This window comes from Enterococcus sp. H57 (genome assembly GCF_003112495.1).
GTDB classification, from domain to species: Bacteria; Bacillota; Bacilli; order Lactobacillales; family Enterococcaceae; genus Enterococcus_B; species Enterococcus_B faecium.
This window is the reverse complement of the sequence record NZ_BEHC01000018.1, coordinates 1-16,262: the sequence shown is the minus strand read 5'-3', so window position 1 is coordinate 16,262 and position 16,262 is coordinate 1. Positions and strand designations below refer to the sequence as shown.

14 protein-coding genes are annotated in these 16,262 nt (G+C 38.9%); 8 read left to right on the top strand and 6 right to left on the bottom strand.

Going from position 1 to position 16,262, the window contains the following annotated elements:
* Positions 1 to 68: 68 nt before the first annotated feature.
* Positions 69 to 1,409: an amino acid permease gene (locus DIZ30_RS05515; protein WP_002296179.1), complete on the bottom strand. Its 1,341-nt coding sequence runs from the start codon at positions 1,407 to 1,409 to the stop codon at positions 69 to 71.
* A gap of 268 nt (positions 1,410 to 1,677) precedes the next feature.
* Between DIZ30_RS05515 and DIZ30_RS05510 the strand changes: the two genes are divergently transcribed.
* Positions 1,678 to 2,574, top strand: a complete 897-nt coding sequence (locus DIZ30_RS05510; protein WP_002290034.1) for a hypothetical protein — start codon at positions 1,678 to 1,680, stop codon at positions 2,572 to 2,574.
* A gap of 149 nt (positions 2,575 to 2,723) precedes the next feature.
* Here DIZ30_RS05510 and DIZ30_RS05505 read toward each other — a convergent pair whose 3' ends face one another.
* Positions 2,724 to 3,665: a 2-dehydropantoate 2-reductase gene (locus DIZ30_RS05505; protein ID WP_002296177.1), complete on the bottom strand. Its 942-nt coding sequence runs from the start codon at positions 3,663 to 3,665 to the stop codon at positions 2,724 to 2,726.
* 125 nt (positions 3,666 to 3,790) lie between these two features.
* Between DIZ30_RS05505 and DIZ30_RS05500 the strand changes: the two genes are divergently transcribed.
* The 6 genes from DIZ30_RS05500 (at position 3,791) to DIZ30_RS05475 (ending at position 11,433) form a co-directional block, all read left to right on the top strand.
* Positions 3,791 to 4,912: a glycerate kinase gene (locus DIZ30_RS05500; protein ID WP_002289891.1), complete on the top strand. Its 1,122-nt coding sequence runs from the start codon at positions 3,791 to 3,793 to the stop codon at positions 4,910 to 4,912.
* 257 nt (positions 4,913 to 5,169) lie between these two features.
* Complete coding sequence (gene eat(A), locus DIZ30_RS05495) at positions 5,170 to 6,672, top strand: ABC-F type ribosomal protection-like protein Eat(A) (RefSeq protein ID WP_002296175.1); 1,503 nt, start codon at positions 5,170 to 5,172, stop codon at positions 6,670 to 6,672.
* 66 nt (positions 6,673 to 6,738) lie between these two features.
* On the top strand, positions 6,739 to 7,266 hold the full coding sequence (locus DIZ30_RS05490; protein ID WP_002296174.1) for a histidine phosphatase family protein: 528 nt from the start codon (positions 6,739 to 6,741) through the stop codon (positions 7,264 to 7,266).
* A 210-nt stretch (positions 7,267 to 7,476) separates the two neighbouring features.
* Entirely contained in the window at positions 7,477 to 8,538 is a 1,062-nt protein-coding gene (locus DIZ30_RS05485; RefSeq protein ID WP_002321136.1) for a DUF871 domain-containing protein, read from the top strand.
* 2 nt (positions 8,539 to 8,540) lie between these two features.
* Positions 8,541 to 9,437: an N-acetylmuramic acid 6-phosphate etherase gene (gene murQ, locus DIZ30_RS05480; RefSeq protein WP_002287094.1), complete on the top strand. Its 897-nt coding sequence runs from the start codon at positions 8,541 to 8,543 to the stop codon at positions 9,435 to 9,437.
* Between the two features lie 13 nt (positions 9,438 to 9,450).
* Complete coding sequence (locus tag DIZ30_RS05475; RefSeq protein ID WP_002321137.1) at positions 9,451 to 11,433, top strand: glucose PTS transporter subunit IIA; 1,983 nt, start codon at positions 9,451 to 9,453, stop codon at positions 11,431 to 11,433.
* A 64-nt stretch (positions 11,434 to 11,497) separates the two neighbouring features.
* On the opposite strand, the gene nrdI is transcribed toward DIZ30_RS05475, so the two are convergent.
* Complete coding sequence (gene nrdI / locus DIZ30_RS05470; protein WP_002287091.1) at positions 11,498 to 11,944, bottom strand: class Ib ribonucleoside-diphosphate reductase assembly flavoprotein NrdI; 447 nt, start codon at positions 11,942 to 11,944, stop codon at positions 11,498 to 11,500.
* A gap of 210 nt (positions 11,945 to 12,154) precedes the next feature.
* Between nrdI and DIZ30_RS05465 the strand changes: the two genes are divergently transcribed.
* A complete protein-coding gene (locus DIZ30_RS05465) occupies positions 12,155 to 13,579 on the top strand; it encodes a basic amino acid/polyamine antiporter (RefSeq protein ID WP_002287090.1) in 1,425 nt (474 codons plus the stop codon).
* A gap of 180 nt (positions 13,580 to 13,759) precedes the next feature.
* On the opposite strand, the gene DIZ30_RS05460 is transcribed toward DIZ30_RS05465, so the two are convergent.
* The 3 genes from DIZ30_RS05460 to DIZ30_RS05450 form a co-directional block, all read right to left on the bottom strand.
* Entirely contained in the window at positions 13,760 to 14,533 is a 774-nt protein-coding gene (locus DIZ30_RS05460; protein WP_109023132.1) for an ABC transporter permease subunit, read from the bottom strand.
* Positions 14,530 to 15,435 carry an ABC transporter ATP-binding protein gene (locus DIZ30_RS05455; protein ID WP_002287087.1) on the bottom strand — a complete coding sequence of 302 codons (906 nt, stop codon included), beginning with the start codon at positions 15,433 to 15,435 and terminating at the stop codon, positions 14,530 to 14,532. Before DIZ30_RS05455 ends, DIZ30_RS05460 begins: the two co-directional genes overlap by 4 nt.
* A gap of 153 nt (positions 15,436 to 15,588) precedes the next feature.
* Positions 15,589 to 15,909 carry a multidrug efflux SMR transporter gene (locus tag DIZ30_RS05450; protein WP_002287086.1) on the bottom strand — a complete coding sequence of 107 codons (321 nt, stop codon included), beginning with the start codon at positions 15,907 to 15,909 and terminating at the stop codon, positions 15,589 to 15,591.
* Between the last annotated feature and the right edge of the window lie 353 nt (positions 15,910 to 16,262).

Below are 16,262 nucleotides of genomic sequence, written 5' to 3'. Positions count from 1 at the left end.
TTGTCACAACTCCTTTCTTCAATAGCTCCATCTATTCCACATAAATAAAATAAAATTTTCTATCGATTTCATTCATTCGTCAATACGAACGCATCATTCTTTTTTTGATAACTGAAATAAATGAACAGGTAAAGCAGGCCAGTCAATACAGTTACCCCAATGGAGTTCGTGAACAGGATACCAAGGAAAATCAATCCTAAGACAGCTAATGCAAAAAAGCTGATTCCTTTATCCCATAATGTTCCTTTTCTTAGTGCCAGTACAAAGGATGCCGCACTGATAATGATCCAGATCAATAATACTGTATACGAAAGGGAACCTGCCAGATAGCCAAATAATTTGTCACCGACAAAATAAGAAAGAGCTACACCAAGATAAAGAACACTGGTACAAAATAAAACAGCACGTTGCGGTACTTGATGCTTGTTTAAAACAGCTAGTTTTCTAGAGGAACCTTTTCGATCCTTCAAACGGAAGAACAAAATTCTTGAAGATGCATACACACCCGAATTGATAGATGAGAACAAAGCAAGGACAATCACAAAATTGACGATATCCGCTGCAAATGGGATATTCATTTTTTCAAATACCATCACAAAAGGACTGACATTCGTGCCTGCTAAAGTATTCCAAGGAAAAAGAATCAAAAGCAAAAACAAAGGAATGATGTAAAAGGAAATGATTCTTCCCATGACACCTTTGATTGCTTTAGGAATCGCACGTTTAGGATCATCTGCTTCGCTTACCGTGATAGCAATCAGTTCAGAACCGCCGTAAGAATAGATAACTACAAGCAAAGAACTGATGATTCCCTTCATACCATGAGGAGTAAACCCACCATGGTCAGTCAATTGCTGAAGGGTAGGGAAAACGCCTGTGCCCAACATTTGCTGACCGACAAGATAAGTAGCAAAAATGATCAGTAAGATAATGACACTGATTTTAGCAAAAGCCAGCCAATATTCTGTTTCTGCGAATAACCGTACCGAATAAAGATTGATGATCGTAGTTAAAACAGCCAACATAAAAACAAATACCCAGGCTGGAATGTGCGGGAACCACAACTGCAAAAAGGAAGCAGCTGCAACAGCTTCAGCGATGATATTGATAATCCACATAGACCAGTAGACCCAATCAGTAAAATCAGCAGAATGAGCACCTAGATAAGGGCGTATCAAACCAGATAATCCGTGATGCGTGTCGCCACCGCTTAAAACGATTTTTCCCAGACCTTTCATCACGATATATAAAATCAGCCCACCAATCAAAAAAGCAATCAATACAGAAGGGCCGGCGATCCCAATCGCTTCGCCACTTCCTTTAAATAGACCTGCACCGATTGCTCCACCTAAAGCTAACATGGTGATATGTCTGGAGCTAAGTTGTTTTTTCAATTTTTTATCTTCCATAAATGACCTCTTTCTTTTAAATTCACAATCAAAATTTATATTAAGAATAAATAGCAATATTTAACAATGACTAATGATAACAAATTTTCAGACAATTACAACTATTCAGAAAACTTTTAGGCGAATTTTAATAGAAGAATGATTTATTTCATCATATTTTCATACAAATGTTAAATTTTCATACAAATATAGGAAACGTTTTACTGGCTTTTTACTATTTAAACAGGCTATCATAGGAAAAAGTGACAGAGAAAGTGAGGCGGAAAAGATGAACAAAAATGACGTACTGCTAGTTGCAAAAAATAAATCACTTTATTTTTTGCCTTCCATCCGCTCTTTAGATGTTTGGTCCGGAAAAGATTTACTACAGTCGGAATTCATTAAATCAGCTAGACAACAGTTGGCAAATTATCAGCTGATCGTTTTTTTAGATTATGGATTTGATATGGAGATGGCTCGACGCGTGCGCCCATTTACCAATGCAAAAATTGTGTTATTTTTTTGGAATCACTTCAAAGCAGAACACGAGGCGATGCTGAAGCAGGCACAAGATGAACCGGCAATCGATGAGATTTATCATTTTGATTTTTTGGAAGCAAAAGAACTTGGGCTGAAACATAATAGTTCATTTTATTCGAAACATATGAATTTTTCTTCTAGCGAACCAAAGACGGATCTATTTTTTGGTGCAACGAATAATGGGAGAAAAGAACGAGCAGAAAGCTATAAGCAGGAATTTATAAAAAGAGATGTTACGACCAACTATTTCATTCTTCCACATCGAGGGAATGAACAACCTGGATATCTTACTTATGAAGAGTACCTGAAAAAAACAGGGGAATCGCGCGGGATTCTGGAACTGTTGCGGGAGGGTCAGCAAGGAGTGACTTTGCGGACATTTGAATCCATGTATTTTCAAAAGAAACTAGTGACGGATAATCAAGCGATTGCTCATTATCATTTTTATCGTCCTGAAAATATTTTTTTGCTTCGAGAACGTGATTTAGATGAATTACCGGAATTTCTGCATACACCATTTAAGCCAATCCTATCAGAGCTATTGGAATTTTATGATGCAGAAAATTGGGCAAAACGATTTATCACTAACGATTCCACTATTTATGAGCAATACGAATATGACCTCTCCTCTGTTGAAAACAAATAAAAAACCTACATTTTGAAGAGATTATGTACTGAAACAAACAAGCACAATTCTTATGGCATCATGAGAGTTGTGTTTTCTTTTTGATCTTTTATTGGGCTTAAAAAAAGAGAACCAGCTGCTGATTCAGCTGATTCTCATCAGAGAGCCTTTTATTCTGCGCCAAGGATTCCTTCTTTTGCATGGACTAATTGGGTCAAAAAGGCACAATATGGTGTAGCAATATCATATTTTTGTCCTTTTCGCCAAATGGCACCATTGATGTAGTCGATTTCAGTCAAACGATGGTTTTTGATCAGGTCTTGGTACATAGATGGGTAATGCAACCCGATGTTGTCAGGATCATAAGTAGAAGCAATATGTTGGTACACTTCTTCTTGATCTAGTATGATTCCTTCTTTTGCTGCGATAGAAGCAAATTCAGATACGATTGTTCGAACCATGCTCTCTGCCGCTTTTTGCGCGCCTAGTTCAGCAATATTACAATCCAAAATCGTGCATAAACCATTCAATGTTCCATTTACACAAGCTTTTCGCCAAATGGAATAACGAACGTTATGGCTATAGATCGGATTTAAATTTGCTTCTTGAAAGACTTCTACAACTTTTTTTGTAAATGCTTCGCCTTCTGGTTCCAAGTTCTCTAGTTCGATTTCTCCATCACCTAACAATGTGACTTTTCCGGGACCAGCTAGACCAGCTGTCCACATCGTGATCCCAAATAAGATATTTTTCTTTGGCACATATTTTTCCAGTACATCTTCATGACCTAATCCATTTAGTAAACACAAAACATAAGTATTGTCAGTAATAATGGATTGGATCGAACAAAACATATCATCTAATTGATTGGCTTTTGTTAATGCTACGATCAAGTCCACGTGTTCGTTGCTTTCGATGATTTCTTCTGGTGAATAGATTGGCAGTTTTGCGACCACTTCTTTACCGTTAAAGTCAGCAATCAACCCATTTGTACGAATGGCTTCAATGTGAGCAGGCCAACGATCGATCAAGAGGACCTCATTTCCGCTTTGATGTAGCATCAATCCGATTCGGCTGCCCATTGCTCCGGCCCCAGCTATTGCGATTTTCATGTTTTTTCTCTCCTTTATTCAATGAGTTCCCTTTTAGTATATAGAAAAATGGAAGAAAATAGCATTGTTTTGTTTGAAAAAAATGAAAAAAAGTGTCTTACTTAAGAAGAAAGTGAGGGATACAGATGGATATTTTGGCGGCAATTGATTCATTTAAAGGAAGTGCTTCTTCATTTGAACTAAATCAGGCAGTTCTAAATGGCTGGGAAGATCGTAAAGGAAGAAAAATCAATGTGCCGATTGCAGATGGCGGAGAAAATACTGCAGAAGCAATCTATTACGCGCTCAGGGGAACATGGCGTACCATTGATGGGATGGATCTCTTATTCCGTCAGCGAAAAATCAGCTATTTATTGACAACTTGGCAAGGAAAAAACACCGCAGTCATCGAATCTGCACAAGCATTGGGGTTAGATCTACTTGATAAACCAACGGATCAAACTATCCGACTTGCTTCCAGTTATGCCTTAGGAGAACTTATTAAAGATGCACTGCTTCAAGAAGTAGAACAAATTATTGTCACTTTAGGAGGAAGCGGGTGTAGCGATGGTGGTCTAGGATTACTCCAATCCTTGGGTGCTTCTTTAGAAGGGTACACAGAAGGAAATCCTTTATTATCTACTAAAAAACTTCATTTTGATCGAAGAAACGTTCTTGTTTCTAAAGTAAAATTGATTATCGCTGCAGATGTTACCAATCCATATACAGGTCAACAAGGAGCTGCTTGGCAATTTGGAAGACAAAAAGGAGGAATAGATACGACGCTAGCTTTCTTAGATAAACAAGCAGGAAAGATTGCTCAGCAAATAAAAGATTTCTGGGAGGTGGATTTAGATGATATTCCAGGAAGTGGAGCAGCAGGCGGTATTGGTGGAGCCCTTTTTTTGTTGGGAGCGAAGATGGTTTCTGGTTTCGATTTAGTCAGCCAAATCACTGGATTGGAAAAAAAGATCGAACAAGCAGATGTCATCATTACAGGAGAAGGGCGGATCGATCAGCAAACGATCCACGGAAAAGTTCCATACGGTGTAGCAGTGCTTGCAAAAAAATATCGAAAACCAATAATCGCTATTTGCGGAAGTAGAGACCAAGAGCTAGAAGGACTTTCTGATTTTCTCCCAATTGTCTTAAGTATTCATTTGGGTCCAATAGGTTTAGAAGAAGCAATGGAACACAGGCAAACATTAGAAAAAACAAAAATCTTAGGACAGACACTTAGCAGATTTTTCACCATCCTCCCGAAGTAGTTGACAAAATCATTTTCTTTATGCTATCGTAATTTCAAATATAGGACAAAGTGAGGGATCCGTGCATTGAAAAATTAAGTCGATTGATGAAAGCTGCATTCAGACTGTACCTTGTGGAGACAAGGAAGCAGTGTGCAGATTTTCGGGATTGGCTTGGTTTTTTCGATGTATGGGTCTTTTTGTGTGTATCCAACCCTTGCATCCTCTTTAGCCAGTTCTGAAAATAGGACTGGTCTTTTTTTACGAGGTGATGGAAAATGTCTAAAATCGAAATAAAAAATCTGACATTCGGCTACGACAGCCAAGGCACATTATTATTTGAACAAGCAAATCTAAATTTTGACACACAATGGAAACTAGGACTTATCGGACGAAACGGTCGAGGAAAGACAACTTTACTGAATATTCTACAAAACAAACTACCTTATCAAGGGCAAGTAATCCATCAGCAAGAATTTGCCTATTTCCCGCAACAGACAAAAGATAAAGAACGTTTAACCTATTACGTGTTAAATGATATTACGGATTTTGAGATATGGGAAATCGAAAGAGAGCTCCAATTGATGCAAACAGATCCTGAAATCTTATGGAGAGAATTCAGCACACTATCGGGGGGAGAGAAGACAAAAGTCCTACTGGCACTTTTATTTGTGGATGACACTCATTTCCCGTTAATCGATGAACCAACGAATCATTTGGATATCTCTGGTAGAAAACAAGTAGCGGCTTATTTGAAAAAGAAAAAACAAGGCTTCATCGTGGTCAGCCATGACCGGGGATTTATCGATGAAGTAGTGGACCATGTTTTAGCAATCGAAAAAAGTCAACTGGAACTTTATCAAGGGAATTTCTCTATCTATGAAGAACAGAAAAAACTTCGTGATGAATTTGAAATGGCTCAAAATGAAAAATTGAAAAAAGAAGTCAGTAGGCTAAAGAAAACAGCAGCTGAAAAAGCCGAATGGTCTCGTTCCCGAGAAGGAGATAAAACAAAGAAACAAGTCGGATTCATCGATACTGAATCTAGACGAGTGAATAAAGGAGCAGTGGGTGCTGATGCTGCACGGACGATGAAACGATCCAAAGCAATCGTGAATCGGATGGAGACCCAGATCAGCGAGAAAGAAAAACTATTAAAAGATATCGAATATATCGATTCTTTGACGATGAATAGCCAAGCGTCTCACCATAAGCGACTTTTAAGCGTAGAAGATCTTCAATTAGGGTATGAAAATCTGTTATTCGAGCCAATTCATTTTACAATCGAGCCTCATCAGCGGGTGGCGATTTCAGGTCCTAACGGTGCAGGAAAGTCATCCATTATCCATTATCTTCTGGGGGCATTCAACGGCAAGGTTATAGGAGAAAAATACCAGCCAAAACATCTGAGCATTAGTTATGCAAGCCAAAATTATGAAGACAATCGAGGAACGTTGGCGGAATTTGCAGAGAAAAACCAAGTAGACTACCAAGCATTTTTGAACAACCTCCGAAAGCTTGGGATGGAAAGAGATGTTTTTCATAACAAGATCGAGCAGATGAGTATGGGCCAACGGAAAAAAGTGGAATTGGCTAAATCTTTATCACAGCCAGCTGAACTATATACATGGGATGAACCATTGAATTATTTGGATGTCTTCAATCAAGAACAATTAGAACAACTGATCTTGAACGTGAAACCTGCCATGTTACTAGTGGAACATGATCAAACCTTCCTGGATAAAGTATCTACTGAGATTATTTCTCTTGAGAGAATCTAACCCTTGTAATCTCAAGAACAACAAGGTATGGTTAAGGGGAACTTTGCCAACGAAGGAGAGAATCACATGCTTTATGTAACGAGACACGGAGAAACAACTTGGAACGCACAAGGATTAGTTTGCGGACGGGCAGATGTGCCGCTGACTGAAAAAGGACAGATGCAGGCACAGAAACTAGCAGAAAAGGTAGTAGATTTGCCTGTTCCAATCACGAAAATCATCCATTCCCCTCTTCAACGAGCAAGAGATACAGCACAAGCAGTTGCTGATCGTCTCAGCTTGCCGCTGACCGTTGATGAACGATTGGTAGAAATGGATTTTGGGGATTATGATGGACTGCCAAGCAAAGATGAGAACTTTCAAAAAGCACGTTTAGCGTTCGCTGTACGATTCCCAAATGGGGAGTCAGTCTTAGATGTGTATGCACGGATCGTTCCTTTATTGAAAGAATGCATCGAAGACGAAGAAAATGTCTATCTGTTAGTTTGCCATAATGCCTTGATAAGAGTGATCAATGCTTATTTTCATCCGATGCCTAATGAGGGGTTCTTTACATTCATGGTAGATAATACAGAATTGGTTTCTTATGAGTAATTATGTTTTTGTGTTATTTAAATAAAATATTTCAAGGCACTGCTTTTGCTTAGCAGTGTCTTTTTTAGGTTATGACAATTCTTTTGATAATATAAACTCAACCTTTAGAAATGAAATTTAATTATTTTAATAAAAGTATTGAAATTTTGTTTCTTTAGATATATACTCTAGTCATAGAAATGAAGACGGATACAGAAAAAGAGGGATAATATGTTTGGCTTTTCAATATTTATGAACGATTCTTTGTCAGAAGAGAAGAAACAGTATATCCGCCAAATGGCATCCAATGGCTTTGTCGGTATTTTCACTTCCATGCATATACCAGAAGATGATGTTTCGGCATATCAAAAGCGATTGATCGAACTAGGAAGCGAAGCGAAAAAGAATAAACTAGAATTGATGGTCGATATTTCAGGAGAGGCATTGGAACGAGCGGGTTTTTCATTAGAAGATCTAACGCCTTTGAAAGCAATTGGTGTAACAGGTTTAAGAATGGATTATCATATTTCCAATCAGCAGATTGCCGACTGGTCACATCAATTGAAAATCAGTTTGAATGCTAGCACGATCACGCCTAAAGATATCGATGAATTGAAAGAAGCAGAAGCTGATTTCTCACAGATTGAAGCTTGGCATAATTATTATCCACGTCCCGAAACAGGGCTGGACAAAGAATGGTATCAGAAAAAAAATCAATGGCTCAAAATTCAAGGTCTCCTTGTCCAAGGTTTTGTACCAGGAGATACAGAGTTGAGAGGCCCACTATATCAAGGATTGCCAACTTTGGAAGAACATCGAGGGATCCATCCTCTTGCAGGCGCTCTAGATCTATTAGCAAGTAACACGGATATTGTTTACATCGGAGATGCAGGTCTGTCAGAAAACGTTCAGGAGCAATTTGCTTCTTTCCAAAAAGAACAGACAGTCTTGCTCCATACGGAACCTGTAGATGAAGAATTTTACGAATATATATTAGGGAAGCATACGAATCGGCAAGACGATGCAAGAGATGTCATACGAAGCGCAGATGCACGTTTTCGAGAGATTCCGCCTATCCCAGCAAGAAATACAGCTACGCGTATGAAAGGGTCTATTACTTTAGATAACGAAAAGTATTTGCGCTATATGGGTGAGATCCAATTAACCAAATATGATTTGCCAGCGGATGAAAAAGTGAATGTAGTAGCTAAAGTTATCAAAGAAGAGCTACCATTGATCAACCAAATCAAAGCTGGTATGAACTATCAATTTATAAGAAAAGAAGGAAGATAAAAATGAGCAAAATCAATTTAGAGAACCTAACAACGGAACGCAGAAACCAAGAAACTTTTGGATTAGATGAGATGAGTATTTCTCAAGCCGTTCAACTAATGAACAAAGAAGATCAGAAAGTGGCCGCTGCGGTTGAAAAAGAACTGACAAGTATCGAACCAGTGATTGCTAACACGATTGAGTCCTTTAAAAAAGGTGGACGTCTGATTTATATGGGAGCCGGAACAAGTGGAAGACTAGGTGTGTTAGATGCTGCTGAATGCGTACCGACATTCGGTGTAGAACCGGAAATGGTCATAGGTCTAATTGCTGGTGGAGAAGAAGCAATGACTGTAGCTGTCGAAGGGGCCGAAGATTCTTATGAGCTAGGGCAAGAAGATCTAATCAAGCTGAATTTGACAAAAAATGATATAGTTATTGGTATCGCAGCTAGCGGTCGTACACCATATGTGATCGGTGGATTAGATTACGCAAAATCGATCGGTGCTGTCACAGGAACGATTTCTTGCAATAAACAAGCCGAAATCAGTAAACACGCGGATTTCCCAATCGAAGTCGATGCAGGTCCAGAATTTTTGACAGGCTCTACTCGATTGAAGTCAGGAACAGCACAAAAACTTATCTTGAATATGATTTCTACTATCAGTATGATTGGTATAGGTAAAGTATTCAATAACTTGATGGTCGATGTCAAACCAACAAATGAAAAACTAATCGAACGCTCAAAACGAATCATCATGCAAGCGACAGAAGCTGATTACGAAACAGCTGAAAAGTACTTTGAAGAAGCAGATCAAAATGTTAAGCTGGCTATCGTCATGATTTTGACAAATAGTGATAAAGAGGAAGCTCAAGCAAAATTAGCTGAAGCAAACGGATTTGTAAAAGGGACCTTATGAGGGGGAAAAGACCATGGCAAAAAACGAACTGACTTTGGAAGAACTGGCAAAACAAATTTATAAAGGGGCAGGCGGCATGGGCAATGTAGAAAGCATTGTCCACTGCATGACTCGTGTGCGTATGAAGATCATCAATGATGATCTTGTAAATGTCTCTGAATTAAAAGCGATTCCAGGAGTGCTTGGTGTAGTAGAAGATGAACAGCTTCAAGTCATCATCGGACCTGGGAAAGTGAACAAAGTAGCACAGCAAATGGTTGATTTGGCAGGCGTGAAATTAGGAGAAAAACTTTCTTCTGTAAGTGCAGCTACAGCAAATTCATCAGCATCTGGAAAAGACCGTGTAAACGAACGGGCACAAGAAATGAAAGCGGCACAAAAATCGAAACAAAAACCATCTAAAATCAAATCGGTATTAAAAGACATTTCTAATATCTTTGTGCCAATGATTCCTGCATTTGTCGGTACTGGGATCGTGGCAGGGATTGCCGCAGTTTTAGCAAACTTAGTCACAGCCGGAACACTTGATGCAGCAACATGGCAACAATATATCGATGTGATGAACATCTTGAAAAACGGGATGTTTAGCTACCTAGTTATCTATACAGGTATCAATGCTGCACAAGTTTTTGGTGCAACACCAACTCTTGGTGGAGTTATCGGGGCCGTTGTGATGCTGACAGGGATGAATCCGGAAGCACCACTGAAAAACTTATTTACTGGTGAAGCTCTTGCAGCTGGACAAGGTGGGATCCTAGGTGTCATCTTCGCTGTTTGGCTATTGTCAATCGTTGAGAAAAAACTGCATAAAGTAGTACCTGATGCGGTAGATATCATCGTTACACCAACTCTTTCATTGATTGCCATCGGTCTGATTGAAATTTTCTTCATCATGCCTTTAGCAGGTTTCATTTCTGATGGCATGGTCGGTGGGATCAACTGGGTACTTGGCGTTGGTGGAGCATTTGCCGGCTTCGTTCTAGGCACATTATTCTTGCCGATGGTTATGTTCGGACTGCATCAAATTTTGACTCCAATCCATGTGCAAATGATTGATGAAACTGGTCGTACGCTATTGCTTCCAATTCTTGCGATGGCTGGTGCAGGACAAGTGGGTGCAGCATTGGCATTATGGATTCGCTGCAAAAAAGATAAAGAATTAACAGAAATGATCAAAGGAGCTTTACCAGTCGGGATCCTAGGAATCGGCGAACCATTGATTTACGGAGTAACATTACCTCTAGGACGCCCATTTATTACTGCTTGTATCGGTGGAGGTATCGGCGGGGCAGTGATCGGAATGATCGGAAATGTCGGGGCTATCGCTATTGGACCTTCAGGAGCCGCTTTGATCCCATTGATCTCTGACGGTAAATGGTTAGGCTACATCCTTGGATTATTGGCAGCTTATGCTGGTGGCTTCGTTGCTACATTCTTCTTCGGTATTCCTAAAGACCGTTTAGAAAAAGAAGAATTAGCGACTGAAACAGCCACAGTAAATGAAGTGCCTGAAAAAGTAGTACCTCAAACTTCAGCTGAAAGTGTGACTATCCTCTCATCAGTTGCTGACGGAACAGTTGTTTCTTTAGATAAAGCAAGTGATCCAGTTTTTGCACAAAAGATGATGGGTGAAGGCTACTTTGTAGAACCAGAAAACGGACATATCTATTCTCCAGTTACTGGGGTAGTCAGCTCTGTCTTCCCAACGAAACACGCTATTGGGATCACAACGCCAAATGGTTTAGAAATCTTGCTTCATATGGGAATCAACACAGTTGACTTAGGCGGTACGCCATTTGATGTGAAAGTAACAGAAGGGCAGCAAGTGACACCTGATACGCTTGTAGCAGAAGCTGACTTAGAAGCGATCAAAGCAGCAGGCAAAGAAACATCCATGATCGTCTTGGTAACCAATATGGATCGTGTAAAAAACTTTGTCTTGGAAAAAACAGGTAAAGCAAAAGCAAAAGCACCTGTGATGGATGTCAAAGCTTAATATGATAGAAACAATAGAAACGAAAGAAGAAACTGAAATCTATTTTTCAGCTTCTTCTTTTTTATTATTTATTGTTTTCTGCTAAAATCTGATAAATTCGTGTCACATCAGATGGTGTTCCCCGTAATTCATAATCTGCCAAGAAAGGAAAGCCAAATGTTTGTGCATATTGTTTGGCTGTTAGACAATACTGATTATTGAAGTTTTTATTTCCGCTACCGACTACACCAAGACAAAGTTTATGATTGTCTTCATGTTCCAGATATTCACGCATCGTTTCGGTCAAGATTTCTGTATCACCGTTATCTAAACCATTTCCGCCGTCTAAATAAGTAGGAACGAAAGTAAAAAATGGTTCTGTTTCTTTCGTAAAATCACTATTTTCATGGATTTCTTTTAAAGTAACTTCAGGATTGACAGGATCTTCTGCATGCATTTTTTCAGCATATTCTGCTAGATGTTTGGCAAAGGCACGCGTATTTCCTGAAATCGATATATATAAAATGTTCATGGATCATCCTCCAATTCTTTCCTTTTAGTATAGCATCTTTTTTAAGTTTTTTGGTGGTGTAATTTGGAAAGGGACTAGGCGCTTTGCTTGTATAATGAGAAAAAAGCCGGTAGAATTATATTTCTATTAAAGTTTTTATTAATTAAGTAAAAATAAAAAAGGTTTGTTATACTTTTTGATAAAAGCGGTTTTATTTTGGAGGATGCTTACATGGATACAGAGCAACAGAAAAAAGGAATTGGTTTAATTCCACTTGCTGCCTTAGTAATTGGTTCAGCGATTGGAGGTGGCGTATTTGGTATTATGACGGACATCTCCGGATCGGCTGGCGGCCCAGCTATTTTCAGTTGGGTACTCGTAGGAACAGCAATGTTGATGCTCTCCTTGTCGATCAATAATATCAATAAAAAACGTCCAGATTTAAAAGGCGGGATCTTTAGTTACGCAGAAGAAGGTTTTGGCCGTTTCGCTGGTTTTATCAGCGGTTGGGGTTACTGGCTCACATGCTGGTTAGGCAACGTAGCTTTTGCAACATTGTTGATGAGCGCATTAGGATATTTCTTCCCAGTATTTGAAGGTGGGCAAAATCTGGCATCGATCGTGATGAGTACAGTCTTTTTATGGGGATATGCATGGCTAGTGAATCGGGGAGTCGAAAATGCTAGTTTCGTCAATGCTATCGTCACATTCTGTAAATTAGTGCCATTATTTTTATTTATTGTAGTAGCTATCAGCACGTTTTCGATCCAACAATTCATTGATAACTTTTCTAGCGACATTATATTGAATGCGAATGGACAGCCGATCCCGTTTTCCAGTCAAGTATTGAGTTGCATCATGGTGATGCTTTGGGTATTTGTTGGTATTGAAGGAGCCTCTGTCGTAGGTTCACGAGCAAAAAAACAATCAGATGTTGGGAAAGCAACGATTCTAGGGATATTCGGCTTGATTATTATTTACGTCTTGGTTTCCATGCTTCCATATGGGACAATGACGATGAATCAGCTGCAAACGATCAAGGCGCAGCCTGCTATGGGCTATGTGTTTGAAATGATGGTTGGTAAATGGGGAGCAGTCGTGATCAACGGCGGTTTGATCATTTCTTTAGTTGGTGTTTGGCTCTCATGGACGATCTTACCGATTGAAACAATGGGAAACATGGCTGAAGACGGACTTTTGCCTAAAGCATGGGGAAAACTCAACAAAAATGGGGCACCAACTTATGCTATCGTATTGACGACGTTATGTACGAATGTCTTTTTACTTTCATTATTATTCACTGACAGTGCTTATAACTTTGCTTACACACTTGGTACAGCAGCTATTTTCTTCACGTGGCTTTTCTTAGGATTGTACCAAATGAAACTTTCTTATCAGCGGAAAGAATGGGTCCAATTTTTAGTAGGGCTTTTAGCAAGTGCCTTTCAAGTATGGGCTATGCTAGTCGTAGCCTTTAATGAAGTAATGCTTGTTCTTGTTCTTTTCTTGCCAGGCATTTATTTTTACCTCAAAGCACGTAAGGAGCAAAACGAGCCTGTACAACATATCCACTTAGATAAGATTTTACTTATAGGTGTGACGATGGTCGGAGTGATTGCAATGGTTTTATTTGCCACTGGGATGCTTCACGTATAGAAGTATAAAAGAAGTATAAAGAGAGGTTGTGAGCCTGTCGTTTATTCAAAAACATACTAGGAAAGGAGCTGTGACACAAATGTTGTCACAGCTCCTTTTTCAGAATAAACGGTGTTTAAGAGACAGCCAATCGGCAATAAGGCTGAACGTCTCTTTCACAGCCTCTTTTTTGATGAGTCATCATACATTTTTTCGCTTAAATACGAGATATCCTAATGCTAAGAACAAAACGATGTAAGCTAAATTACCGAATAGCATTTGATTAGTAGAAAGATGAGTCAATTGCTTCATGATCTCTTCGTTTCCAATTTGGTTTTGCAGATTCAACATACTGATCGGATTCCATTTGATCCACTCCCATTTTTGGATGAGTGCAATAAGGATACCAGATATGATTGACGAAGCAAAATAAAAGACGATTCCTGCTGAGATGGATGCACCGGAACTATTGATAAAGCAAGCAATCATCAACACTAAACTTAAAATCAGCCATAAACCGGTATAACTACCCAAAGTATAAGTGAACAAGCTTTGGATCAGTGTTTGACCAGTAGAAACCTTCTCCGTGAAGGAAATCGAAGGGAAAAGAATCAGTTTCATCAACACAGTGACAATAATAGCTAAAAGGTATAAATAAACAGAATAAATAACTAATGTGATCCATTTGCTTACTAATATTTCTCCTCGAGAATACTTTCGATAAAGGAGATTTTTCAATGTACCATATTGTGCTTCCATCGAAATGATCGTGCTTGCAGCTGCAATCATGATAAAGACAATCCAAGATGTGGCACTAAAAAGCTGAGCAGTCATTTCAACTGGATCAATGATCGTCGTGTATTTTTTGGCTAGAAGTGCTGTTCCTATGAGCAAAACAACTAATAGAACAGATAAAACAGCAGTTGACTTTTTCTTGATCAATTTAAATAATTCTTGTTTTACAAGCAATGTCATTTTTCTTCTTCCCCCTTTACTGAATCCAGAATTTCCAATAGAGAAGATTCCAAATCATTCGTCAGATGCTGGACGTCTGTCACATGGATATTTTGTGCAGACAATAGCTGGATCACGGTTCCTAATAATTCTTCGTTTTCTTTTAAAAGCTTGATTTTATCAGGATCTTCCAAAGTATATCCAGCTTCTGTCAAGATCGTTCGAGCAGCTAGATCATTTGTTGTAGAGATAACGATGAAATCTTGCGCTGTTTGGTTCAATTCAGCCATTGTACATTGTTTGATGATCTTTCCTTGATTGATCAGGATCAGCTCATCGACCATTTTTTCAAGCTCGCTGAGTAAGTGACTGGAGATCAAGAAAGAGGTGCCCTGAGTAGCCAAGTCGGTAATGATTTTTCGCACATCTCTTGTTGCTTGTGGATCCAAACCGTTCATCGGCTCATCTAAAATAACGATAGACGGATGGTTCAGTAAGGCAAGAGCAATTCCCAATTTTTGTTTCATTCCCAACGAGTAGGATTTCGCTTTTTTGTGAATGTACTTTTCCATCTTGAGCTGATTCACGATAGTGTCGATAGCAGATACATCGTTGGTTTCAGAGAATAACTTCAGATGATCATAGCCTGTTAAGAATGGATAGATACCCGGGTATTCGATCAATGCTCCTACTTGTTCCAACCCTTTATGACTAGAGGGAGAAATCTCATTTTCACCAATACAGATTGTTCCATCTGAGTAATGGATCAGTCCTAAAATAGCTTTCATGATCGTTGTTTTTCCAGCGCCATTAGGACCTACTAATCCAACGATTTTGCCAGGGGATAAGCTAAAACTGACATCGCTGAGGGCTTGTTTGTGACCAAAGTTCTTGGATAATTCTTGGACCGAAAGACTTTTCAAAAATATTCACTCCTTTTCTATAGATAGTACAAGCATACACCTGATGAGTGGAGAAGTCGCTAGGTCATTGGACTTATTTCTTATTTTTTCATAAAAAAATTGAATATTAAATAAAAAGGCTTATTTTTTCTGATCAGTACTTATTCCAAGTGTCTAGTGGCCGCTAGTAATCTTGATGCCAATGATACTGATGAGTAGCATCCCCACAAAGAACCAAGTGGAAAGATTCAGCTTATCATGAAACAAGACCACACCAATTATGACCGAACCAACTGCGCCAATCCCTGTCCAGATAGGATAAGAGAGACTCATCGGCAAACTTTTGATTGCCTTTGACAAAAAGTAAAAACTAGCAATCATGCCAATCACTGTGTAAAAAGAATAATTGATTTTAGAAAAACCATCACTCCATTTCATCATCGTTGACCAGAATACTTCCAAAATTCCTGCTATGATTAATTCCATCCATGCCATACTTACATTCCTCCTTAACTATAAAAAAATACACAAAAAGAGGAAAATCATCCCTTCAAAGACCTAATGGAATGATCATCCTCTTTATCCTACCCGGTGGCAGATCGTATATCTTTTTCTGTAGTATAGCACACCTATCCAGATATCGGCAATCTCATACTTTTTAGTAAAGTGTACCAAGCACTGACGGATATATCGTTAGCGGAAAAGAAGATGAATGCTTTGCAATTTCATAGAAAGAAGTTGTTATTTATTAATCACGCCGTTTGTATAATTAAGCGAGACAAATAAAAAAGCCATTTATGTTACACTCAAATTGTAATACCCGCTAAAGCATACAAGGAGAGTGAACA

Coding starts and splice junctions, on each gene's coding strand:
- DIZ30_RS05500 (WP_002289891.1), top strand. CDS start 3,791: ATGGATATTTTGGCGGCAATTGATTCATTTAAAGGAAGTGCTTCTTCA.
- DIZ30_RS05475 (WP_002321137.1), top strand. CDS start 9,451: ATGGCAAAAAACGAACTGACTTTGGAAGAACTGGCAAAACAAATTTAT.
- nrdI (WP_002287091.1), bottom strand. CDS start 11,944: ATGAACATTTTATATATATCGATTTCAGGAAATACGCGTGCCTTTGCC.
- DIZ30_RS05450 (WP_002287086.1), bottom strand. CDS start 15,909: ATGGCATGGATGGAATTAATCATAGCAGGAATTTTGGAAGTATTCTGG.
- DIZ30_RS05485 (WP_002321136.1), top strand. CDS start 7,477: ATGTTTGGCTTTTCAATATTTATGAACGATTCTTTGTCAGAAGAGAAG.
- DIZ30_RS05505 (WP_002296177.1), bottom strand. CDS start 3,665: ATGAAAATCGCAATAGCTGGGGCCGGAGCAATGGGCAGCCGAATCGGA.
- DIZ30_RS05465 (WP_002287090.1), top strand. CDS start 12,155: ATGGATACAGAGCAACAGAAAAAAGGAATTGGTTTAATTCCACTTGCT.
- murQ (WP_002287094.1), top strand. CDS start 8,541: ATGAGCAAAATCAATTTAGAGAACCTAACAACGGAACGCAGAAACCAA.
- DIZ30_RS05510 (WP_002290034.1), top strand. CDS start 1,678: ATGAACAAAAATGACGTACTGCTAGTTGCAAAAAATAAATCACTTTAT.
- DIZ30_RS05490 (WP_002296174.1), top strand. CDS start 6,739: ATGCTTTATGTAACGAGACACGGAGAAACAACTTGGAACGCACAAGGA.
- DIZ30_RS05515 (WP_002296179.1), bottom strand. CDS start 1,409: ATGGAAGATAAAAAATTGAAAAAACAACTTAGCTCCAGACATATCACC.
- DIZ30_RS05460 (WP_109023132.1), bottom strand. CDS start 14,533: ATGACATTGCTTGTAAAACAAGAATTATTTAAATTGATCAAGAAAAAG.